The following is a 22,200-nucleotide window of genomic DNA, read 5'->3' on the forward strand; positions in this document are numbered from 1 at the left end:
GTCACGAAACTATCAAGATAGTCTTAACATACCTGTCAGTCTGCGGACGCCCTGCCTCGAATGCCGTCAGGTGCGTCACCGGGCGAGGCAGGGGTGCGACATCTGCGGCAGAAGTGCGCACTGCACTTTCGGAACGCGCGATCCGGTCTATGCTTTTAACCAGTTTTGAAAGGGTAGTTGGGGACATCATGGACACTTTCCTTGGGCTGGAAGCACTGGTTCTTGCACGGGTGCAGTTCGCCTTCACGGTCGCGTTCCACTTCATCTTTCCGGCCATTTCGATCGGCTTGGCCAGTTACCTCGCCGTCCTGAACGGCATGTATCTGTGGACAAAGGACGAGGCCTACCTGCGCCTGTGGCGTTACTGGGTGAAGATTTTCGCGATCGCCTTCGCGATGGGCGTCGTCTCTGGCATCGTCATGTCCTACCAGTTCGGCACCAACTGGTCGGTCTTCTCCGATCTGACAGGGCCGGTCCTTGGTCCCCTGATGGCCTATGAAGTGCTGACGGCCTTCTTCCTCGAGGCCGGCTTCCTCGGCATCATGCTGTTCGGCCGCGGGCGGGTCGGGCCGACGCTGCACATGATCGCAACAGCGATGGTGGCGGTGGGCACCGCGGTCTCGGCGACATGGATCCTGTCGGTCAACTCGTGGATGCAGACGCCGCAGGGCTTCACCATGAACGAGGTCGGCCAGTTCGTCCCCGAAAGCTGGTGGGACGTGATCTTCAACCCGTCCTTCCCCTACCGGCTCGCCCACACGCTGACCGCTGCCTACCTGACGACGGCCTTCATCGTCGGCGGCGTCGCCGCGTGGCACCTGCTGCGGGGGCGGGTCGCGAACCTCGGCGTACAGACCATGTTCTCGATGGCGATGTGGATGATCGCGGTCACCGCGCCGCTGCAGATCGTCATCGGCCACGAACACGGGCTCAACACGCTCGAACATCAGCCGGTGAAGATCATGGCGATGGAGGGCCACTTCGAAAGCCATGAGGACGGCGTGCCGCTGGTCCTGTTCGGCTGGCCCGACCAGGACGCCGGAGAGATGCATTATACCATCGAGGTGCCCCGCGTCGGCGGCCTGATCCTCGACCAGGGGTGGAACGGCTCGATGGCCGGGCTCGACACCGTCGCGGCGGAGGACGAACCGCCGGTCGGGATCGTGTTCTTCGCGTTCCGCATCATGGTCGGTATCGGGATGCTTATGCTCGGCATCGGTATCTGGGGCCTGATCGCGCGCTTTACCGGTCGGCTCTACGACTCCCGCTGGCTGCACCGGGCCGCACTGGTGATGGGCCCGTCCGGCCTCGTCGCGGTGATCGCGGGCTGGTTCACGACCGAGGTCGGCCGCCAGCCGTGGGTCGTCTATGGCCAGCTGCGGACCGCTGACGCCCTGTCGCCCGTCGGGGCGGAAGCCGTGGGCGCCTCGCTCATCGCCTTCGTGGTGATCTACTTCCTCGTCTTCGGGGCAGGGGTCTTCTACATCCTGCGGCTGATGAACCATCCGCCCGAACCGGGCGAGACGGGCCTGCGCGACGAGGCCGGTCCGGTCCGGGTCGCCGGTCTTAACCCGCACCAGCAGGTGCAGGAAACGGGCGGTCCGCGCCCGCACGGGGGAGAGAACTGAGATGACCGACCTGACACTGATCTGGGCGCTGATCCTCGCCTTCGCCGTCTACACCTACGTGGTGCTCGACGGCTTCGACCTTGGGCTCGGCATCCTCTACCCGTTCTTCCCCAAAAAGAAGGACCGGGACCTGATGATGAACACGGTTGCCCCGGTCTGGGACGGCAACGAGACGTGGCTCGTCCTCGGCGGCGGCGGCTTGTTCGCCGCCTTCCCGCTGGCCTACGCCATCATCCTGCCCGCGCTCTATCCACCGATCCTCGCCATGCTGCTGGCGCTCGTCTTCCGGGGTGTCGCGTTCGAGTTCCGCTGGCGCGCGACCAGCCGCTACGGCCAGAGACTCTGGGATTATGCCTTCATCGGGGGCTCGGTTGTCGCGGCGATGGCGCAGGGCATCACGCTCGGCGCTGTGTTGCAGGGGATCGAGGTCGATGGCCGCGCTTATGCCGGCGGCTGGTGGGACTGGCTGACGTGGTTCACGCTGCTCACCGGCGTGTCGGTCGTGCTCGGCTACGCGCTGCTCGGCGCCTGCTGGATGAACTGGAAGCTCGAGGGCGATATCCAGCACAGGGCACGTGAACTGGCGCGGGGCGCCGCGGTGCTGACGGTGATGGGGATCGTCTTCGTCTCCGCCGCGACGCCGTTCCTGGAGCAGGGCTATTTCGAGCGTTGGCTCGCCTGGCCGGGCATCCTGGAGGTGGCGATCGTCCCCGTGCTGGTCGGAGCGCTGATCCTGGGTCTCGCCCGCTCGCTCTTCATGGAAGGGCGCGACTGGCTCCCGTTCCTGCTGACGCTGCTTCTGTTCCTGCTTTGCTTCGTCGGGCTCGGCATCTCGATGTGGCCGGACGTCGTGCCGGGCGCTGTCTCGCTTCAGGACGCGGCAAGCCCGAGGGAGAGCCAGATCTTCATGCTGGTCGGGGCGCTGTTCCTGATCCCGATCATCCTCGCCTACACGATCTACGCCTACTGGGTCTTCCGCGGGAAGATCGACCCGGAGGAGGGCTACCACTGATGGGCAAGAAGCTGCTCTGGTTCGTTGCGCTCTGGGTCGCGGGAGTCGGCACGCTCACGATCGTCGCCTACGGGATCCGGCTGATGATCCTGTGACGCGATGATCCTGTGACGGGGCCGGGCCAGCGCCCGGCCTCCCATCATTGCTGCTGTTCGTCGATCTCGTCGAGGGTCGGGCCTTCGTCCGACGGGGGAAGGTCGGCCTCGACCGGCTCGGCCGGCGTGCCGCACTCGCCGACAAGCTGCTCGTACTGCGTCGTGACCCAGCCGAGCGCGGCTTCGGGGTCCTGCTCTTCCAGTTCACCGGTGAACTGGCCGAAGACCCGCGCCGCGCGGCTGTCGTCGATCATCGCGATGTCCTGCGCGGACAACACGGTGTCGTAGAGGAAGAAGCAGACGGCGACGAGCAGAAGACCGCGCGCCACGCCGAACAGGAAGCCGAGCGCCTGGTCCAGTCCGCCGAGCCGCGACCGCTGGATGACGGAGGAAAAGAGCGGCGTGAACAGCGACACCACCAGCAGCGCCACCGCGAAGACCGCGGCAAAGGCAGCGATGATCGACAGTTCGCAGGAATCGCCGATGAAATCGCCGACCACGGGCAGCGACCGGATCATCGGCTGGATCTGGTCGGCAAAGATGAAGGCGAGCACCGTTGCGGCAACCCAGCCCGCGATGGCCATCAGTTCGCGGACGAGCCCGCGTGAATAGGCCAGCAACGCAGAGAGCACGATGACAACGGCAACCACCGCGTCAACGACCGTAAAGCCTTCCATTCCGTACCCTCGCGCCTGTCTCTTTTACCGCTCGCCGAACAGGGCTTCGACGAACGCGGGCAGGTCGGCCATGTGGCGCAACTCGAGACCGGATTCGCCGCCCCGTTTCCGGGCCTGCGGCAGGATGGCCTGCGTAAAACCAAGTTTCTGCGCTTCCTTCAACCGGTTTTCGGTCTGGGCGACGGGACGTATGGCACCGGAGAGACTGATTTCGCCGAAGATCGCCGCATCCGAGGGCAGCGCCGCGTCCTCACGGGCGGACATCAGCGCAGCCGCGACGGCCAGATCGGCGGCGGGATCGGAGATGCGCAGGCCTCCCGCGACGTTCAGGTAGACGTCGAGACCGGCGAAGGCGACGCCGCAGCGGCTTTCGAGCACGGCGAGAATCATCGCGAGCCGCCCGCCGTCCCAGCCGAGCACGCTGCGCCTCGGCTGGCTGGTGGGGGAGGGCGCGACCAGCGCCTGGAATTCGCAGAGCACCGGGCGGGAGCCCTCGATCCCGGCGAAGACGGCCGATCCCGGCGCGGGCTCGCCCCGTTCGGACAGGAACAGGGCAGAGGGGTTCTTCACCTCGATCAGCCCGCGACCGGTCATCTCGAAGACGCCGATCTCGTCGGCCGGGCCGAAGCGGTTCTTGTGGGCGCGCAGCACCCGGAACTGGTGGCCGCGCTCGCCCTCGAAATAGAGCACCGTGTCGACCATGTGCTCGACCACGCGAGGGCCTGCGAGCTGGCCTTCCTTCGTCACGTGGCCGACCAGGACCATCGAGATCCCCCGCCGCTTGGCGAAGCTCGTCAGTTCATGCGCGGCGGAGCGGACCTGGCTGACGGAGCCGGGCGCGCTGTCGACGGTGTCGAGCCACATCGTCTGGATCGAATCGATCACCGCGAGGTCGGGGGCCTCCGCCTCGAGCGTGGTGAGGATGTCGCGCAGGTTGGTGGCGGCGGCGAGCTGCACCGGGCTTTCGGTCAGGCCGAGGCGCTGGGCGCGCATCTGGATCTGGCCGGCCGACTCTTCGCCCGAGATATACATCACCTTCATGCCGCCCCGCGCGAAGCGGGCGGCGGCCTGTAGCAGCAGGGTCGACTTGCCGATCCCCGGATCGCCGCCGACCAGCACCGCGCTCGCCTTCACCAGCCCCCCGCCGAGCACGCGGTCGAGCTCGGTCACGCCGGAGACGGTGCGCGGCGGTTCCTTCTCGGCGCTCGACAGGTCGGTGAGCGTCAGCGGCGTGCCCCGTGACTTGCCGAGCGCCTTGCCGCCCGGCCCGTCGGAGAGCGGTTTCACCTCTTCGATGGTGTTCCAGGCGCCGCATGTTTCGCACCGGCCGGACCATTTGGAGGTGGTGGCGCCGCAGGCGGTACAGACGAAGGAGGGGGACTTGGCCATGCCGGCTCAATGCCGCGAAACGGCGGCCTCGGCAACGGGGGTCAGAAGCTCGTCTTCTTGAAGATCGGCTCCGGCACCGCGCGGATCACCATCATCACCGGCCGCCAGATGCCCGCGGTGTAGATCACGTTCCGCTTGCGGGCGAGGCCCTTGAGGATCGCGTCCGCGACTGCTTCGGGCGTGGTCATCAGCGGCATCTTCATGCCCCAGGTCATCGCCGTGTCGACCGGGCCGGGCTTGACCGTCATGACGTGCACGCCCTTGCGCGCCATCCGGTTGCGCAGGCCGGAGAGATAGGCGGCGAAGCCCGCCTTCGCGGCGCCGTAGACATAGTTCGTCACGCGCCCCCGGTCGCCCGCGACGGAGCCGACGCCGGCGATGCTGCCGCCGCGTTCTTCCAGGAGCGGCGCGATCTCGTGCAGGAACCGCGCCGGGCCGGTCAGGCTATCGGCGATGGTGCCGTCGATCAGCGCCGGATCGGCGTCGATCTCGGATTGCTCCGGCATGGAGCCGACGAAGACCGCGACGTTGACCGGGCCGTCCAGCGTGTTCACGGCGGCGATCACCGGGGCGAACGTATCGGGATTGCGCACGTCGATGCCGTGCACTTCCGCGCCCGCCGCGCCGCGCGCCAGCGCGTCGGCGGCCGTCGCCTGCATGTCGGCATGGTCGCGCCCGCAGAGCAGCAGGTGCGCACCGCGCCCGGCCAGCCGCCGCGCCATGACCCGCGCGATCGACGAGGTCGCGCCGAGGATGATCCAGGTCTCGCTCATGCGTCGCTCCTCAGGTCCAGACGCCGCACCATGTCGGTGAGGTAGAGCCCGTCCGGGTCGCGGGCGCGCACCTGCTCCAGCCAGTCGGCATGTTCGGGATACATCGCCTTGATGCGCGCGCCGTCCGCCAGCGAGTCCTTGGCGAGGTAGAGCCGCCCACCAGCCGCTTCGGTCATCGCCTCGAGCTCGCCGATGAGGGCCACGGCCTTGTCGCGGTTCGGGAAATCGACGGCGAGCGTGTAGCCCTCCATCGGGAAGGACATATGCCCGGCGCGGCCCGCACCCATCCGCTTCAGCACAGCGAGCGGGGAGGCGAGGCCGGAAGCGGCGATCTTCTCCAGCATGTCGCGCAGCACGCCCACGGCAGCGAGCGGCACGACGCACTGGAACTGGTGGAAGCCGCGCTTGCCGTAGAGCCGGTTCCAGTCGTGCACCTTGTCGAGCGGGAAGAAGAACTTGCCGATGGGGCGCACGACGGTACGGCCCGACTTCGGCACGCGGCGATAGTAGAGCTCGTTGAAACCCTTCACGATGGGTGGGGCGAGCGCGAAGCCCGGCGCATCGAACGGCACCTTGCGGGAGGGTTTCGGCTTGGGGACGAGGCCCGGCCCGGTCTCGCCTTCCTCGACGATGCCCCTCCCGAGCGCGGCACCCGTCGCGGTGGCGTCGATCCAGCCGACGACATAGGTCGCCTCGGACCCGTCAAGCAGGGCGATATGGTCGTCCCAGTCCTTCGCCCGCCGCTCGGTCACCATCATGATGTCGCCCTTGCAGCGCTTCATGGCGATCTTCGCCCGTGCGATGATCCCGGTCTGGCCGAGGCCGCCGAGCGTCGCGCGGAACAGGGGCAGGTCCTCTGGTGTGACAGCTTGCTCGCCCGCCGGTCCGACCAGCGTGACTTCGGTAACGTGCGCGCCGAAGGAGCCGGCGCCGTGGTGGTTCTTGCCGTGGACATCCATCGCAATCGCCCCGCCGAGCGTCGCGAACCCGGTGCCCGGCATGACCGGCGGCAGCCAGCCCCGCGGCGCGAAGACCTCTGCCAGCTCGCCGAGCATGATGCCGGCCTCGGCTTCGAGGATGCCGGTCGTCTCGTCGAAGGACAGGATCCGGTCGAGCCGCGTCATGTCGGTGATCCGCCCCCCGCCATTCAGCGCCGCGTCCCCGTAGGAGCGGCGATTGCCCATCGCCGGCCCTTCGAGCGAGAGCGGTTTGAGATCGCGCGACCTCTCGGGGCGCGCGACGTGACCGTGGGCGCTCAGCGCGCGGCCCCAGCCGGCGTAATCCATCTCTTTCCAGCGCATCAGACCCTCGCCGATTGCCGTTCCGCCAGCGGGAAGACCACCAGCCCGATGCCGATCGCGAACCAGAGCGTGGTGACCCGGATGATCGCTGTCGCGGGCAGCGACACTTCGAGCGGCACGCCCTCCAGCGACAGGAGCGCGACCATCGCCGCTTCCGCCCCGCCGACACCGCCCGGCGCGCCGGTCAGGCCACCCGCGAGCGTCGCGAAGGTGAAGATGGCGAGCGCCTTGGCCAGCCCGATGTCGGCGCCCATCCAGCCGAGCAGCAGATCGAATGCCACACCTTCCGCCGCCCAGCCGATCAGGCCGAGCGCGAGGCTTCCCGCCGCGACGGGCAGCGTCGTGAAGGCGGCGAGCGATCGGGCCGCGGCGCGGGCGCGCGCCATCAGGCGCGGCTTCAGCCCGGTCGCGCGGTAGATCAGCGTGGCGATCCCCGCGACCAGCTTCGGCCGTGTCGCCATCCAGCCGGCGGCAAGCGCGGCGAGCGCGACGGGAAGGCCGAGCGTGACGTTGCTCGCCGACAGCGCGACGGAGGCGGCGAGCAGGACGGCCATCGCGGACAGGTCGGAGGCCCGGTCGACGAGGACGAGCGGCGCCGTGCGCTCCACGGCCCAGCCTGTTTCGCGGCGCAGCCAGCGCATTCGGATCAGCTCTCCCACCCGGCCGGGGGTGACGGACATCGCGAAGCCGCCGAGGAAATGGCGCATGTTCTGCCCGAGCCGCGTGTCGAGCCCGAGGCGGCGGGCGAAGAGATGCCAGCGCAGCCCGCGCAGCACGTAGTTCACGAGGCTGAGCGACAGCAGCGCGATCACCTGCGGCAGGCCGAGCTTCATCAGCTGGGCGCGGGTTTCCTCCCAGCCAGTCGCGGCGGCGAGCCCGGCAAGGCCCGCAATGACCAGCACGAACAGCCCGCCGAGCAGCGCGATGTCGCGCCACCTCCGGCTGGTGGACTCGGGCACCGGCGGGGCCGGCACGTCATGGGGCAGGGGCTCTCTCATTGCCTGCCGGATTAGAGACGGAATTGGGCAGGATCATGGCGTTGTCGCGCAAACGGAAACGATTTTGCGGGGTTTGGCGCGATGTCGTATCGGCTGCACACCGTACGCCGACGGTCTGTGTAGGGTGCGCGCTCGATGCGCACCCGACCCCATATTGTCCGGGGTGCGCATCAAGCGCGCACCCTACGCCGCCACACCCACGACCAACCCCGCCGCCAGCCCGTCCGCCCGACGCGCGACGGAGGCATACGCCCCGTTCCCCGCTCGGCGCGCGATCCCGTCCGCCCGGTTCGTGACGTTGCGCGGTTCACCCCGGCTGTAGCTGTCGACGCTGCCGTAGATCGTGTCGCTGATCGTGTCGTCGAAGAAAAGCTGGCTCGTCAGAACGGTTTGCCGGTCGAGGTAGACGATGTAGTGGATGTGCGGCGTGCGCCCGCGATACCAGCCCGGATAGATCGTCCGGAACGTCGCCACGCCGTCGCGGTCGGTCTGCTGTATGCCCCGCAGGAAGCTCTGGCCGCTGGTGTCCAGTGTCCGGTCCGACCCCTGGGAGACATAGCCCGAGTAGTTGCCCTGCGCATCGCAATGCCAGACATCGACACGCGCGCCGGAGATCGGCTCGCAATCGGCTCCGACCACCTGCAGCGAGAGCTCCAGCCGCACGCCCTCGCGGTCCTCGGTGATGTCGGAGCGCACGAGGCCGGGGTCGTAGTAGTATGGACCGGCGGTCGTCTCGGGCGTCAGCGTGCAGACGGCCGCAGTGATCAGGCCGGCGCTGCCGGCGGCCTCCTCCGCCCAGGCCCGGGCGGAGAGCGATAGCGGCAAGGGCGACATGGCGAGTGTCTTCAGCACATGGCGTCGGTTCATGGTCGATCATCCTTCGGTCAGATGATCCTTATACGTTCGACAGGGCCATTTCGGTCGCCGTTGCGCGAAACATTGCGACGGTCTGGCGCAACCGTGATGTCGGTGTCAGACGATCGTCGCCTCGGTCGCGGCGCGGATCTCGTCCTCGGTCACGCCGTCTGCGGTCTCCACGATCTTCAGACCGCCCTCGACGACGTCGAGCACGCCGAGGTTGGTGATGATGCGGTTGACGACGCCGGTGCCGGTCAGCGGCAGGGTGCAGGCCTTCAGAAGCTTGCTTTCGCCCGCCTTGTTCTGGTGGTCCATGACGACGATGACGCGCCGCACGCCGGCGACGAGGTCCATCGCGCCGCCCATGCCCTTCACCAGCTTGCCGGGGATCATCCAGTTGGCGAGGTCGCCGTTCTCGGCCACTTCCATCGCGCCGAGGATCGCCATCGCGATCTTGCCGCCGCGGATCATGCCGAACGACATTGCGCTGTCGAAATAGGCGGTGTGCGGCAGCTCCGTGATGGTCTGCTTGCCGGCATTGATGAGGTCGGGATCCTCCTCGCCCTCGATCGGGAAGGGCCCCATGCCGAGCATCCCGTTCTCGGACTGCAGCGTCACGTTCACGCCCTCGGGGATGTAGTTCGGCACCAGCGTCGGGATGCCGATGCCGAGGTTCACGTAGGTGCCGTCTTCAAGCTCCTGTGCCGCGCGTGCGGCCATCTGGTTGCGATCCCAGGGCATCAGTTCACCTCTTTCGCTTCATTGCCGACCATCCGGGGCGCGGCGCTGTTTCATCTGGAGCCCGCCGGGTGCGGCGGGGGCAGTTCCTCGGGCTGCGCGTCGGGTGGCCCCGTGCGGCGCGCCCGGTGCCATCCGTCTCAGGCCGCACGGACCGTGCGCTGCTCGATCCGCTTTTCATGCTCGCCCTGGATCAGGCGGTGAACGTAGATGCCGGGCAGGTGGATGTTGTCGGGGTCGAGCGTGCCGACGGGCACGATCTCCTCGACCTCCATGACGCAGACCTTGCCGCACATCGCGGCGGGCGGGTTGAAGTTGCGGGCGGTCTTGCGGAACACGCAATTGCCGGTTTCGTCCGCCTTCCAGGCCTTCACGATGGAGACGTCGGCGAAGATGCCACGCTCGAGGATGTAGTGTTCCCCGTCGAACTCCTTCACTTCCTTGCCTTCGCCGATCTGCGTGCCGTAGCCGGTCTTGGTGTAGAAGCCGGCGATGCCGGCGCCACCGGCGCGCATCCGCTCCGCCAGCGTGCCCTGCGGGTTGAACTCGAGCTCCAGCTCGCCGGAGAGGTACTGGCGCATGAACTCCGCGTTCTCGCCCACGTAGGAGGACATCATCTTCTTGATCTGGCGCGTCTGTAGCAACAGGCCGAGCCCGAAATCGTCCACCCCGGCATTGTTGGAGGCCACGGTGAGGTCTTTCACGCCGCTGTCGACGATCGCCTTGATGAGAAGCTCGGGTATGCCGCACAGGCCGAAGCCCCCCGCGGCGATCAGCATTCCGTCATGCAGCAGCCCGTCGAGGGCCTCCGCGGCGGTTCCGTAGACTTTCTGCATCTGCATCCTCGCTGGAGTTGTGCGCTCGAACCTACGCGAGGCCACGGCCAAGTCAACGCGGCGAGAGATGCTCGGCCCGCTCCGCGACCCACAGGTGCTCGGGCCGGAACCGGGTGATCGCGATCCCGAATGTGAGGATGCCGAGCCGCCCGGCGGTCATCAGCACGATCAGGATCAGCTTGCCCCACGGAGTCAGGTCCCCCGTCAGGCCGGCCGAAAGTCCGACGGTGCCCATGGCCGAAACCGTCTCGAACAGGACCGCCTCGAAGGCGGCGCCACTCTCGGTCATCAAGAGCAACAGCAGGGCGACGCACATCACGGTGCAATAGTAGGCGAGCGTTGCGGCGGCGATCCGCACCTTCTCGTCCGGCAGGCGATGGCCCCAGAGCGCGGCGCCGCGCTTGCCACGGAGCGTGGCGCGCACCAGCGCGACCAGCGTGGCGAAGGCGGTTGTCTTGATCCCGCCACCGGTCCCTGCAGGCGAAGCGCCGATCACCATCAGGATCACCAGCGCCATCAGCATCGCCGCCGAAAGGCCGCCGATGGGCACGGAGTTGAAGCCGACGGTCGTGGCTGCCGTCATCGACTGGAAGAACGCCGCGAGCATACGCTCTCCGAAGGGCAGGGCGGCGATCGCGGGGTCGGCGACGAAGAGCAGCAGCGTCGCGATCGCGATCAGCGCGGCCGTGACCCGCACGATGATCCGTGTCGTGAAGCCGAGCCGCGCGCGCCGCTTATGCAGGGCGCGCCAGACGTCGACCACGATCAGAAAGCCCATCGCCCCGAACAGGCTGAGCGCGGAAACCACGAGCAGGACCCCCGGATGCCCGGAGAACCGCTCGAGACTGTCGGGAAAGAGCGAAAACCCGGCCGTGCAGAAGGCCGACACCGCGTGGAACAAGGCCGACCAGCCCGGATCGGCGACGCCCGCGCCCTTGAACATCAGATAGAGCGCCGCCGCGCCGAGCGCTTCGATCGTCAGTGTGAACAGGACGACGGCACGCAGAAATGCGCCGAGCTTGATTTCACCAGGCAAGTCGAAGGCGGTGCGGGTCAGGGCCTCGCGCGGCGCCGACAGCCGCTCCTGGAACGTCAGGAGCGCGACAGAGCCGATGGTCATGTAGCCGAGCCCGCCGACCTGGATCATCAGCAGGATCGCGATTTCGCCGAACAGGCTGAAGGTCGTGCCGGGATCCACGGTGACCAGCCCCGTCGTCGAGACGGCGGAGGTCGCGATGAACAGAGCATCGAGAGGGGAGACGGGCAGGACTCGCGACAGCGGCAAAAGCAGAACGAGCGTACCCAGAAGGATGTAGATGGAGTAGCCGGCGAGCAGCGCGGTCGCGGGGCGGCCGCCGATCCTCGCGAGACGGGACGCGGTTACCGCAGGCTCGTCCTGCAGCAGCGGCGCATCCCCAGTGTCGGGGTGTGTCATGGGGGTATCTGGAAAAGGTCGATTGGCGCGGATGGCGCCGGCGACGTCCTTGTTGAGTCAAGCTTCCAAGATCGAATCTGCGCCTCCGCCCGGGCAGAGTCAATCGCCGAAAAGTGGCGTCGCGACGGCCTCGCCAGCCCCTCGAAAAGTGCTCGGGAAGGCGCCGGCAAGCGCCTCCCGGGTCAGGATTTCTTGGCTGCCGTGGACTTCGTCGCGGTCGTCTTCTTCGCGGCGGTGGTCTTCTTGGCCGCCGTCTTCTTCGGCGCGGCCTTCTTGGCGGGCGCCTTCTTCTTGGCGCCACCCTTCTTGGCCGACTTCTCCGCGATGAGCTGAACGGCCATGTCCATCGTGACGCTGTCCGGGTCAGTGTCCTTCGGCAGCGTGGCGTTCACCTTTTCCCACTTCACGTAGGGCCCATAGCGGCCTTCCATGACATTCACCGGCCCGCCCTCGTCGGGATGTTCGCCGAGCTCCTTCAGCGCCTTCGCGGCGCTGCGCCCGCGACCGGGGTTGGCGCGCTTTTCCGCCAGCAACTCAACCGCGCGGTTCATGCCGATCTCGAAGACGTCGTTCGGGTCCTTGAGGTTGGCATAGACCGGCTTCGGATCGTCCGGCTTCTTGTGCATGATGTAGGGCCCGAACCGGCCGAAGTTCGACGTGATCGGTGCGCCGTCCTCGGGGTGGGCGCCGATCTGGCGCGGCAAGGACAGCAAAGTCAGTGCCTTCTCGAGGTCCATGTCGTCGGGAGCCCAGCCTTTCGGCAGGCTCGCGCGCTTGGGCTTCTTGTTCTCCTCGGTCACTTCCCCGCGCTGCACGTAAGGCCCGAAGCGGCCGGAGCGCAGGCTGATCTCGTCGCCGTCATCCTCGCCGAGGACGCGGTCGCCCTGCTCGGCGGCGTCGCCACCGATCGGGCGCGTGTAGCGGCACTCCGGGTAGCGCGAGCAGCCGACGAAGCCGCCGGTGCGCGAGGTCTTCAGATGCAGACGGCCCTCGCCGCAGAGCGGGCATTCGCGCGGATCCGTGCCGTCCTCGCGCGGCGGATAGAGCTGCGGCGCAAGCGCGTCGTCGAGCACGTCCAGCACCTCGGAGATCCGCAGATCGGACGTCTCCTCGATCGCCTTGTGGAAATCGCGCCAGAAGGTCGCCAGCAGTTCCTTGTAGTCACCGCGACCGCCGGAGACATCGTCGAGGCTTTCTTCCAGTTCGGCGGTGAACTCGTAGCCGACATATTTGCGGAAGAAATTCAGCAGGAAGATCGTGACGATGCGGCCCTTGTCCTCGGGGATGAGGCGGCCCTTGTCCTTGCGGACATACTCGCGGTCCTCGATCGTCGACAGCACGCTGGCGTAGGTGGAGGGACGGCCGATGCCGAGCTCTTCCATCTTCTTGACCAGCGTCGCCTCGGTGTAGCGGGGCGGCGGCTGGGTGAAGTGCTGGCTGCCGAGCACCGCGCCGTTGCCCGACAGCAGGGCGGCACCGTTCCGGCGGATACCGTCCGGCTTGCCGGCATCGCCGGGGTCGACCACGCTGTCGGGCTGGGTCGACTTGTCGAAGTCGGCCTGCAGGCCACCGTCCGCGAACTTCGCAGCCTCGCCCTGCGTGAGGGCCGGGAGGCGCTTGTCGTCATCGTCGGCCGAGATGTCGTCGCGGCCTTCCTCGTAGATAGCGAGGAAGCCGTCGAACAGGATGACCTGTCCGGTGGCGCGCAGACCGACCTGCTGGTCGCGGCTCGCGATCTCGACCGTGGTGCGCTCGAGCCGGGCAGCTTCCATCTGGCTGGCGATGGTGCGCTTGTAGATCAGGTCATAGAGCCGGCGCTGGTCGGATTCCGACAATCGCAGATCCTCGGCGGACTTCATCATGTCCGTCGGGCGGATGCACTCGTGGGCTTCCTGCGCGTTCTTCGCCTTGTTCTTGTACATGCGCGGCTGGTCGGGGACGTAGTCCTTGCCGAACTTGGCGGCGATCGCGTCGCGGGCGGCGTGAACCGCTTCGGGCGCCATGTCGATGCCGTCGGTCCGCATGTAGGTGATGTGGCCGGCCTCGTAGAGGCGCTGCGCGGCGTTCATGCAGGCCCGCGCACCCATCGAGAACTTGCGCGACGCCTCCTGCTGGAGGGTCGAGGTCATGAAGGGCGGCGAGGGGTTGCGGGTGCCCGGCTTCGCCTCGACGCTGTCGATATGCAGTTCGCGCGATGTGATCGCCTGCACGGCCATCTCGGCCTGCGTCTCGTCCTTCAGGTCGTAGCGGTCCAACTTCTTGCCGGCGAGCGTGACGAGCCGGGCCTCGTAGGTCTGGCCGCGCGGTGTGCTGAGCGTCGCCTTCACCGACCAGTATTCGCGAGGCTTGAAGGCCTCGATCTCCATCTCCCGCTCGACGACGAGGCGCAGGCAGACGGACTGCACCCGGCCGGCGGAGCGCGCGCCGGGCAGTTTGCGCCATAGCACGGGAGAGAGGTTGAAGCCGACGAGGTAGTCGAGCGCGCGGCGGGCGAGGTAGGCCTCGACCAGATCGCCGTCGATGTCGCGCGGGTTCTGCATCGCCTCGGTCACCGCCTTCTGGGTGATGGCGTTGAAGGTGACGCGGCTGACGGCGGTGTCCTTCTTGATGGAGCGCCGCTTGGTCAGCGCTTCCTGCAGGTGCCAGGAAATCGCCTCTCCCTCGCGGTCGGGGTCAGTGGCGAGGATCAGCGCGTTGTCGGTCTTCAGCGCGTCGGCAATGGCCCGGACGTGCTTCTGGCTGTCGCTACCGACCTCCCATTTCATTTCGAATCCGGAGTCGGGATCGACGGATCCGTCCTTTGGCGGCAGGTCGCGGACGTGTCCATAGGAGGCGAGCACCGTGTAGTCGGATCCCAGATACTTGTTGATTGTCTTGGCCTTGGCCGGGGATTCGACGACGACGACGGGCATGGGGACTCCTTTGCTGAGCGCCGGGGCGCTGGCGGCGCAACATGTGGGCGGGCTTCGCGGATTGTCAATGCAGGGGCTCCGGCAGTCGGCGCTCGCCGCCGCCTGCCGGCGCGGCATCGCCCCGCCCGCCGTCCCGCCTCGACGGCCCGAGGGGGACAATCGGGGGCGGTTTTGCCCCTCCGGCCGCTACGTGCCCTTCGTTCACACGTTGCCGTGACCGGCATGCATGGCCCGGTCCCGCACCTCAAGCCGGCCGTGCTCCCGTCACATCGACCGCGCCAGAAGGCCGCCCGGCTGACGGGTGATCGCGCCGTCGAGTTCGAGCTCCGTGAGGGCTGATCCGACGTCCCGCGACGGTGCGCGCAGATCGCGGATCAGCTGATCCTCGGCCACCGGCGCGGCGCCGAGCCGGTCGAGGATGCGCCGGTGCAGGCCCGCGACCCGGCGCAGCGGCCGGCGCGGCGGCTCCGTCGGCTCCAGCACCATGTCGGTTTGTGCGGGGCGCGATTGCGGCGGCGCCAGCGCCTCGATCACGTCGGACCCGTTTCGCACCAGCGTCGCCCCGTCGCGCAACAGCGCGTTGCAGCCGGAGGCGCGCGGGTCGAGCGGGTGGCCTGGCACCGCGAACACCTCCCGCCCCTGGTCGAGCGCCGTGCGTGCCGTGATGAGGCTGCCCGACCGCGCCGCCGCCTCGACCACGATGGTCGCGGGGCAGAGCCCCGAGACGATCCGGTTGCGCGCCGGGAAGTGCCGCGCCTGCGCGGCGAGGCCGATCGGCTGTTCCGACAGGATGACGCCCTCAGTCGCGATCCGTTCGTGCAAGGCGGCGTTCTCGGACGGATAGATCACGTCCACGCCGCCCGCCACCACGGCCAGGGTTCCGGTCGGCAGCGCGGCATCATGGGCGATCGCGTCGATCCCGCGCGCCAGACCGGAGACGAGCGTGTATCCCGCCGCGCCGAGTTCGCCGGCGAGGCCACGGGCCATCCGGGTGCCGAGAGAGGAGGCGTTGCGTGCCCCGACCATGGCCAGCATCGGCCGATCCAGCAGATCGGCGCGGCCGCGCATCCAGAGGATCGGCGGCGCATCCTCGAGCTCCGCCAGCAGGGGCGGGTAGGGCGCCTCTCCCCGGAACAGCAGCTTCGCGCCGAGCCTGCGCCCGGCTTCGAGCTCCGCCCGGGCGCGTTCTGCGCTGCAGGGGGAATAGTCGTTCACGCCGGCCCGTTGTGCCAGGGAGGGCAGCACATCGAGCGCGGCGGAGGCGCCGCCATGTTCCGACAGTAGGCGCCAGTAGGTTGCCGGGCCGACCCGGCGAGAGCGCAGCAGGCGAAGCCGGTCGAACCGGTCGTCTTCCGTGGTGGGTGGGAGTGGGGGGTGAGTGGAAGAGTGTTCGTCCCCGGTCATCCCGTGCTCCGCCTGATGCGACTCGGACTCTATGGTGACGGTCTTAACAGCCAGTTAACAACTTTAGGTTGCATATCCCATCAGCGGGGCGCGACCGCCTCGGGCCGGCGCCAGCGCAGGACGAGCCACAGGAGTATCGCGTAGACCATCCCGTAGGGACTGCCGATCAGGCAGATCAGGGCGCGCATCGCCAGACCCGTCTCGCGCGCTTCACCGAGCGTGTTTACGCTGCCGACGATGAACAGGAACAGCCAGCCCGCCAGTGCGCCGCCAAGCAGTGCGCTTGCCCAGCCGGCGAGGCCCCGGGACATCGCCAGCAGCCCGACCCCCATGCCCAGCGGCACGAGCAGGATCGCGGGAAAGCTGGCGAGGAAGAAGACCGAGGTGACGCCGACGAGACCGGGCACCCACGAGGTCGCGACTGCGAGCCCCAGCGGCGCGGCGAAGGCGAGGAGGATCGCGATGAAGATGTCGCTCCGCCGCACGAAGCGGTGTCCTCCCCGACGGGTCCGGACAGCGGGCCAGCCCACAGCCCTGCTCACGGCGCGAGCGGCTTGACCATCACGACCAGCTCCATCTCGAAGCCGCCGGCCGAGGTGTCGACCGTCCGCAACTCGCGGCCGCGCACCTGCCAGCCGCAGCGTTCGTAGAAGCGCCGGGCCCGGGCGTTCTGTTCGACGACGTCGAGCATTGCTTCCCGGTGGCCTGCCGCGGCGATGCGCGCCTCGCCATCGGCGATCAGCGCGGCGGCGGCCCCGGTGCCGCGCGCCCCGGCCGCGACGAAGAGCTGGTAGATCTCGTTGTCCCGCACGGCGCAGAAGCCAGTCGGCGCGCCCTCGGGGCCCGTGACACGCACCGTGTCTGGCATCCGCGCAAGCCGGGCGCGGAAGTCCTCGAGGGTGCGCAGGGCGGTCAGCTCAGCCGGAACGTGGTCGAGATGCGCGTCGCGCCACCCGTCGAACCAGAGCTCGGCGAGCGCGTCGAGTTCGCCCGGCGTGGCGGGACGGGGGATCACCCGCCCGAGCCGCCGACCGTGAGGCCGCCGATCAGCAGCGAGGGCTGGCCGACACCGACCGGCACCCACTGGCCGGCCTTGCCGCAGTTGCCGATGCCGGGATCGAGCGCGAGATCGTTGCCCACGCCCCGGATCTTCTGCAGCGCGGTTGCGCCGTCGCCGATCAGGGTCGCGCCCTTCACGGGCCGGCCAACCTTGCCGTCCTTCACGCGGTACGCCTCGGTGCAGGAGAAGACGAATTTGCCGTTGGTGATGTCGACCTGCCCCCCGGCGAAGCCGACGGCGTAGATGCCGTCCTTCACGTCGGTCAGCAGATCACCCGGCGTCGCGTCGCCGGCCAGCATGTAGGTGTTGGTCATCCGCGTCATGGGGATGTGGGCGTAGCTTTCGCGCCGTCCGTTGCCGGTCGGCTCCACCCCGGTGAGACGGGCGGACTGGCGGTCCTGCATGTAGCCAACCAGCTTGCCATCCTCGATCAGCGTCGTCTTGTGCGAGGGCGTGCCCTCGTCGTCCACGGTGATCGAGCCGCGCCGGTCGGGGATCGTGCCGTCGTCCAGCACGGTGACGCCCTTCGCGGCGATCTGCTGGCCCATCAGGCCGGCGAAAGCCGAGGTGCCCTTGCGGTTGAAATCGCCCTCCAGCCCGTGACCGATCGCCTCGTGCAGCAGGATACCGGGCCAGCCGGGGCCGAGCACGACGTCGAAGACCCCGGCGGGGGCAGGCTCCGCCTCTAGGTTGACGAGCGCGATCCGCAGCGCCTCGCGGGTGGCGTCCTGCCAGAAGTCTGGCGACATCAGGCCAAGCAGCCCGGTGCGCCCGCCGGCGCCGGTGTAGCCGGACTCGCGGCGACCGCCGTCCTCGACGATGACCGAGACATTCAGCCGCGCCATCGGGCGGATGTCGGTGACCAGAGTGCCCTCGGGCCGCAGGATCACCACTTCCTGGTGCGAGGCGGCCAGCGCGGCCGAGACCTGCACGACGCGCGGGTCAAGCGCACGGGCGAAGGCGTCGATCTCGCGCAGCAGGTCGACCTTGCCGGGGAAGGCGGCGTCGAGCATCGGGTCGGCGTCAGTATAGAGTGTCCGATTGGTGCCGGCGGGCGGGCCGGCAAGGGTGCCGCCACCATCGCCGACGGCGAGCCGGGCCGTCGCGACCGCGCGCCGCAGGGCGTGTTCGTCGATGGTGGTCGAATGGGCGTAGCCCGCGGCCTCCCCCCGGACGGCGCGGAGCCCGAACCCCTCGGAGGCGTCGTAGCTGGCGTTCCGCAGCCGGCCGTCGTCGAAGCTCAGGGTTTCCGACCGCTTGCGCTCGAGGAATAGCTCCCCGTCATCGGCACCGGCGGTCGCCTCTCTAACGAGGGCGAGGGCGGTGTCCTGGTCGAGAGCCGTCTCGAACGGGCGGAACGGAGCGTCTGCCATGCGTCAGTCCTTCGGATTTGCCATGATCAGGATCAAGAAGAGGCACATTGCCGCAACAGTCCTTCTTGAGTGTCGGGGCACGATATGGGAAACCCCGAGCCGGATACAACGGGATTCCGGGCATTGCCGGAGTCGCAAGCGCGTGCCCCGACCGGCCGGGCACGCATGAGGGAACAGGGTTGCAGATGAAGATGATGACTCTCGCGAAACGGGGCCTGCTCACCGCCGTCTCCAGCATGGCCGCGGTCGCGGCGTACGCCCAGGAGGCACCGGATTTCGGCGAGCTCGAGATCATCGGCGCACCGCATGCCAGCGGCGTCGGCTTCCAGGAGGCGGGGACCAACCTCGCCACGCAGATTCACCGGCTCGACGGCATGCTGCTCATCATCATCACGGCGATCACGCTGCTGGTGATGGGCCTGCTCGCCTGGGTGATCCTGCGGTTCAACTCCCGCGCCAACAAGAACCCGGCGACCTTCACGCACAACTCTCCGCTGGAGATCACGTGGACCATCGTGCCGATCGTGATCCTGGTGTTCATCGGGGCCTTCTCGCTGCCGGTTCTGTTCGACCAGCAGGAAATTCCCGAGGGCGATATCCACGTGAAGGTGACCGGCTACCAGTGGTACTGGAGCTACGAGTACACCGATGAAGAGATCTACTTCGAAAGCCGCCTGATCGGCACCGGACAGGGCAACCTCAACGACGAGATCATCGCCAACCTCGAGGCCGCCGGCTATTCCGAGGACGAATGGCTGCTCGCCACCGACAACGCGGTGATCCTGCCGGTCGGCGCGACGGTCGTCATGGACGTCACCGGGTCGGACGTGATCCACTCCTGGACGATCCCGGCCTTCGGGGTGAAGCAGGACGCCGTGCCGGGCCGCCTCGCGCAGCTGTGGTTTGCCCCTGAGAAGGAAGGCATCTACTTCGGCCAGTGTTCCGAGCTCTGCGGCAAGGACCACGCCTACATGCCGATCACCGTAAAGGTGGTCAGCCAGGAGGACTACGACGCCTGGCTCGAATACGCCCGCGAAGAGTTCCCGGCGTAAGCGGGATGGGGCCCCGCCCCATCCTACCCTCGACGATCAACCACAGGACGGGGCCGTGCCCCGTCCGACCCGAAGGACACCGATGACCGACCTCAGCGCACAGGACGTCAGCACTCAGGAGCCCGGGCTCGGCGATTATTTCGCCCTGCTGAAACCGCGGGTGATGTCGCTCGTCGTGTTCACCGCGTTCATCGGGCTCGTTGTCGCACCGGTCCACGTGCACCCGTTCATCGCCTTCGTCTCGATCCTCTGCATCGCGGTCGGGGCAGGGGCTTCGGGCGCGCTGAACATGTGGTGGGACGCCGACATCGACACCCGGATGCGCCGGACTGCCGGTCGCCCGATCCCCTCGGGCCGGGTCAACAAGGAAGAGGCGCTGGCCCTCGGCCTGGCGCTGTCGGGCTTCTCGACGGTGCTGCTCGGCCTCGCGGCCAACTGGCTCGCCGCCGGCATCCTCGCCTTCACCATCTTCTTCTACGCCGTCGTCTACACGATGTGGCTGAAGCGCTCGACACCGCAGAACATCGTGATCGGCGGTGCCGCCGGGGCCTTCCCGCCGCTGCTCGGCTGGGTCTGCGCCACGGGCGGCGTCAGCCTCGAGGCGTGGCTGATGTTCGCGCTGATCTTCATGTGGACGCCGCCGCACTTCTGGGCGCTCGCCCTGTTCGTGAAATCCGACTACGGCAACGCCGGCATCCCGATGATGACCGAGGCGAAAGGCCGCCCCGCGACCCGCCGCCAGGTGCTGGCCTACTCGCTGCTGCTTGCGCCCGTCGCGATCGGCCTCGGCTTCACCTCGATCGGCGGGCCGCTGTACCTCGCCGCCGCCGTGATCCTGAACGCCCGCTTCGTGATCGGCGCCGTCGCCGTCGCCCGCCGGGATGAGACTATGGCGGAGGCCGACAGTTACGCGGCCGAGAAGGGCCTGTTCAAACAATCGCTCTACTACCTGTTCCTGCATTTTGCCGCGCTCGGCGCAGAGGCCGGCCTCGCGGCGCTCGGCTACGGGGGGTGGTAACCATGGCACTCGACGTCGAACACGAACTCCACCAGCGCCGCCGGACGAAGAACGCCGGTGTGGGACTTCTGCTGCTTGGATTCGTCGCGATCATCTTCGGGCTCACCGTCGTGAAGGTCCTGTCGCTTGGCGACATCTCCCAGATGGAGAGCTTCGACCACGTCGCGCGCCCGCAGATCGAACCGGCCGCCATCGAAGCGGCAGAGGAGGCCCGTCAATGAAACGCTGGTGGCTTTCCAAGGACGCCAACACCCGCACCGCGCTCGGCGCGCTGGCGGTCGTGCTGACTATGGGTTCGCTCGCCTGGGCGGCCGTGCCGTTCTACAGCTGGTTCTGCCGGGTCACGGGCTTCGGCGGGGCGACAAACGTCGCGGAAAGCGGCAGCGACCGCGTGCTGGACGAGACGATCACCATCCGCTTCGACGGCAGCCTGGCCAAGGGCATGCCCTGGACCTTCAAGCCGGCGCAGCGCGAGATGGAGCTGAAGATCGGCGAGACGGGCCTCGCCTTCTACGAGGCGTCCAACCCGACCGACCACCCGATCGCGGGGCAGGCGACCTACAACGTCGCGCCCTACGATGCCGGCGCCTTCTTCGACAAGATCGACTGCTTCTGCTTCACCGAGCAGGTGCTCGAGCCCGGCGAGACCGTGATGATGCCCGTAAGCTTCTACGTCGACCCCGATATCGTGGACGACCGCGAAGGGCAGTATATTCACACCATCACGCTGAGCTATACCTTCAACGAGATCGACCTGCCCGAGACGTACGAGCAGGCCGCCCTCGACACCGGCAATTAACGACCGTTCGCAGGAAACGACGACATGGCCCATGAAAAGAACCACGACTACCACATCCTGGCCCCGTCTCCGTGGCCGCTCATCGCTTCGGTCGGTGCGCTCGTCATGCTCGTCGGAGCCGTGCTCTGGATGCACGGCAGCTGGCCGGTCATCTTCCTGATCGGCTTCGTCGCCGTCGCCTACACGATGTTCGGCTGGTGGCGCGAAACGGTGATCGAGAACCAGGCCGGCGATCACACCCCGGTGGTGCGGATCGGCCTCCGGCTCGGCTTCATCCTGTTCATCATGTCCGAGGTGATGTTCTTCGTGGTCTGGTTCTGGACCTTCTTCAAGAACGCCATGTACCCGATGGGCCCCGAGAGCCCGCGCGTCGACGGTGTGTGGCCGCCGGAAGGCATCCAGACTTTCGACCCCTGGCACCTGCCGCTGATCAATACGCTGATCCTGCTCTGCTCCGGTGCCGCGGCGACCTGGGCGCACCACGCGCTTGTTCACGAGGACAACCGCGACGACATCAAGTGGGGCCTGATCCTCGCCATCGTGCTCGGCGCGATCTTCTCGGTCTTCCAGGCCTACGAATACAGCCACGCGGCCTTTGGCTTCGGCGGCAACGTCTACGGCGGCATCTTCTTCATGGCGACGGGCTTCCACGGCGCGCACGTCATCATCGGCACGATCTTCCTCTTCGTCTGCCTGATGCGGGTGATGGCCGGCCACTTCACCAAGGAAAGCCACGTCGGTTTCGAAGCGGCAGCCTGGTACTGGCACTTCGTGGACGTCGTCTGGCTGTTCCTGTTCGTCGCCGTCTACGTCTGGGGCGGCTGATCCCGGCGCGGAAGGCC

General features: G+C 67.8%; 22 protein-coding genes. 8 read left to right on the forward strand and 14 right to left on the reverse strand.

Going from position 1 to position 22,200, the window contains the following annotated elements:
- Positions 1-188 precede the first annotated feature (188 nt).
- The 3 genes from I8N54_RS05920 to I8N54_RS05930 are packed head-to-tail and all read left to right on the forward strand — an operon-like array spanning position 189 to position 2,735.
- A complete protein-coding gene (locus I8N54_RS05920; protein ID WP_140193441.1) occupies positions 189-1,628 on the forward strand; it encodes a cytochrome ubiquinol oxidase subunit I in 1,440 nt (479 codons plus the stop codon).
- 1 nt (position 1,629) lies between these two features.
- Positions 1,630-2,640 carry a cytochrome d ubiquinol oxidase subunit II gene (cydB, locus tag I8N54_RS05925; protein WP_140193440.1) on the forward strand — a complete coding sequence of 337 codons (1,011 nt, stop codon included), beginning with the start codon at positions 1,630-1,632 and terminating at the stop codon, positions 2,638-2,640.
- The gene (locus I8N54_RS05930; RefSeq protein WP_140193439.1) at positions 2,640-2,735 is read left to right on the forward strand and encodes a DUF2474 family protein; all 96 of its coding nucleotides are present in this window, start codon (positions 2,640-2,642) and stop codon (positions 2,733-2,735) included. Before cydB ends, I8N54_RS05930 begins: the two co-directional genes overlap by 1 nt.
- 44 nt (positions 2,736-2,779) lie before the next feature.
- Here the strand turns inward: I8N54_RS05930 and I8N54_RS05935 are convergent, their stop codons facing one another.
- The 14 genes from I8N54_RS05935 to tldD all read right to left on the reverse strand — a co-directional run bounded on the left by I8N54_RS05935 (position 2,780) and on the right by tldD (position 18,489).
- Positions 2,780-3,412, reverse strand: a complete 633-nt coding sequence (locus tag I8N54_RS05935) for a CvpA family protein (RefSeq protein WP_140193438.1) — start codon at positions 3,410-3,412, stop codon at positions 2,780-2,782.
- A gap of 24 nt (positions 3,413-3,436) precedes the next feature.
- Entirely contained in the window at positions 3,437-4,801 is a 1,365-nt protein-coding gene (radA, locus tag I8N54_RS05940; RefSeq protein WP_140193437.1) for a DNA repair protein RadA, read from the reverse strand.
- A gap of 41 nt (positions 4,802-4,842) precedes the next feature.
- Positions 4,843-5,574: an SDR family NAD(P)-dependent oxidoreductase gene (locus I8N54_RS05945; protein ID WP_140193436.1), complete on the reverse strand. Its 732-nt coding sequence runs from the start codon at positions 5,572-5,574 to the stop codon at positions 4,843-4,845.
- Positions 5,571-6,875, reverse strand: coding sequence for an FAD-binding protein (locus I8N54_RS05950; RefSeq protein WP_140193435.1), 1,305 nt, complete (start codon positions 6,873-6,875; stop codon positions 5,571-5,573). Before I8N54_RS05950 ends, I8N54_RS05945 begins: the two co-directional genes overlap by 4 nt.
- Positions 6,875-7,873: a lysylphosphatidylglycerol synthase transmembrane domain-containing protein gene (locus tag I8N54_RS05955; RefSeq protein WP_140193434.1), complete on the reverse strand. Its 999-nt coding sequence runs from the start codon at positions 7,871-7,873 to the stop codon at positions 6,875-6,877. Before I8N54_RS05955 ends, I8N54_RS05950 begins: the two co-directional genes overlap by 1 nt.
- 183 nt (positions 7,874-8,056) lie before the next feature.
- Entirely contained in the window at positions 8,057-8,740 is a 684-nt protein-coding gene (locus I8N54_RS05960) for an intradiol ring-cleavage dioxygenase (RefSeq protein WP_198571755.1), read from the reverse strand.
- A gap of 105 nt (positions 8,741-8,845) precedes the next feature.
- Entirely contained in the window at positions 8,846-9,472 is a 627-nt protein-coding gene (locus I8N54_RS05965; protein ID WP_140193432.1) for a CoA transferase subunit B, read from the reverse strand.
- 137 nt (positions 9,473-9,609) lie between these two features.
- Positions 9,610-10,305, reverse strand: coding sequence for a CoA transferase subunit A (locus tag I8N54_RS05970; protein ID WP_140193431.1), 696 nt, complete (start codon positions 10,303-10,305; stop codon positions 9,610-9,612).
- A gap of 52 nt (positions 10,306-10,357) precedes the next feature.
- The gene (locus I8N54_RS05975; protein ID WP_140193430.1) at positions 10,358-11,740 is read right to left on the reverse strand and encodes a TrkH family potassium uptake protein; all 1,383 of its coding nucleotides are present in this window, start codon (positions 11,738-11,740) and stop codon (positions 10,358-10,360) included.
- Positions 11,741-11,922: 182 nt separating this feature from the next.
- Positions 11,923-14,652, reverse strand: coding sequence for a type I DNA topoisomerase (gene topA / locus I8N54_RS05980; protein WP_140193429.1), 2,730 nt, complete (start codon positions 14,650-14,652; stop codon positions 11,923-11,925).
- A 264-nt stretch (positions 14,653-14,916) separates the two neighbouring features.
- The gene (gene dprA, locus I8N54_RS05985; RefSeq protein WP_140193428.1) at positions 14,917-16,056 is read right to left on the reverse strand and encodes a DNA-processing protein DprA; all 1,140 of its coding nucleotides are present in this window, start codon (positions 16,054-16,056) and stop codon (positions 14,917-14,919) included.
- Between the two features lie 80 nt (positions 16,057-16,136).
- Positions 16,137-16,541, reverse strand: a complete 405-nt coding sequence (locus tag I8N54_RS05990) for a fused MFS transporter/spermidine synthase family protein (protein ID WP_140193427.1) — start codon at positions 16,539-16,541, stop codon at positions 16,137-16,139.
- A gap of 53 nt (positions 16,542-16,594) precedes the next feature.
- The gene (locus I8N54_RS05995; RefSeq protein ID WP_140193426.1) at positions 16,595-17,071 is read right to left on the reverse strand and encodes a GNAT family N-acetyltransferase; all 477 of its coding nucleotides are present in this window, start codon (positions 17,069-17,071) and stop codon (positions 16,595-16,597) included.
- Positions 17,068-18,489, reverse strand: coding sequence for a metalloprotease TldD (gene tldD / locus I8N54_RS06000; protein ID WP_140193425.1), 1,422 nt, complete (start codon positions 18,487-18,489; stop codon positions 17,068-17,070). The genes I8N54_RS05995 and tldD overlap by 4 nt, the downstream gene beginning before the upstream one ends.
- A 191-nt stretch (positions 18,490-18,680) precedes the next feature.
- On the opposite strand from tldD, the gene coxB reads away from it, so the two are divergent.
- The 5 genes from coxB to I8N54_RS06025 all read left to right on the forward strand — a co-directional run bounded on the left by coxB (position 18,681) and on the right by I8N54_RS06025 (position 22,183).
- Entirely contained in the window at positions 18,681-19,541 is an 861-nt protein-coding gene (coxB, locus tag I8N54_RS06005) for a cytochrome c oxidase subunit II (protein WP_408635370.1), read from the forward strand.
- Between the two features lie 82 nt (positions 19,542-19,623).
- A complete protein-coding gene (gene cyoE / locus I8N54_RS06010) occupies positions 19,624-20,559 on the forward strand; it encodes a heme o synthase (RefSeq protein WP_140193423.1) in 936 nt (311 codons plus the stop codon).
- Positions 20,560-20,561: 2 nt separating this feature from the next.
- A complete protein-coding gene (locus tag I8N54_RS06015) occupies positions 20,562-20,780 on the forward strand; it encodes a hypothetical protein (RefSeq protein WP_140193422.1) in 219 nt (72 codons plus the stop codon).
- A complete protein-coding gene (locus I8N54_RS06020) occupies positions 20,777-21,358 on the forward strand; it encodes a cytochrome c oxidase assembly protein (RefSeq protein WP_140193421.1) in 582 nt (193 codons plus the stop codon). Before I8N54_RS06015 ends, I8N54_RS06020 begins: the two co-directional genes overlap by 4 nt.
- 24 nt (positions 21,359-21,382) lie before the next feature.
- The gene (locus tag I8N54_RS06025) at positions 21,383-22,183 is read left to right on the forward strand and encodes a cytochrome c oxidase subunit 3 (RefSeq protein ID WP_140193420.1); all 801 of its coding nucleotides are present in this window, start codon (positions 21,383-21,385) and stop codon (positions 22,181-22,183) included.
- Positions 22,184-22,200: the final 17 nt, after the last annotated feature.

The organism is Pelagovum pacificum (genome assembly GCF_016134045.1).
GTDB classification, from domain to species: Bacteria; Pseudomonadota; Alphaproteobacteria; order Rhodobacterales; family Rhodobacteraceae; genus Oceanicola; species Oceanicola pacificus_A.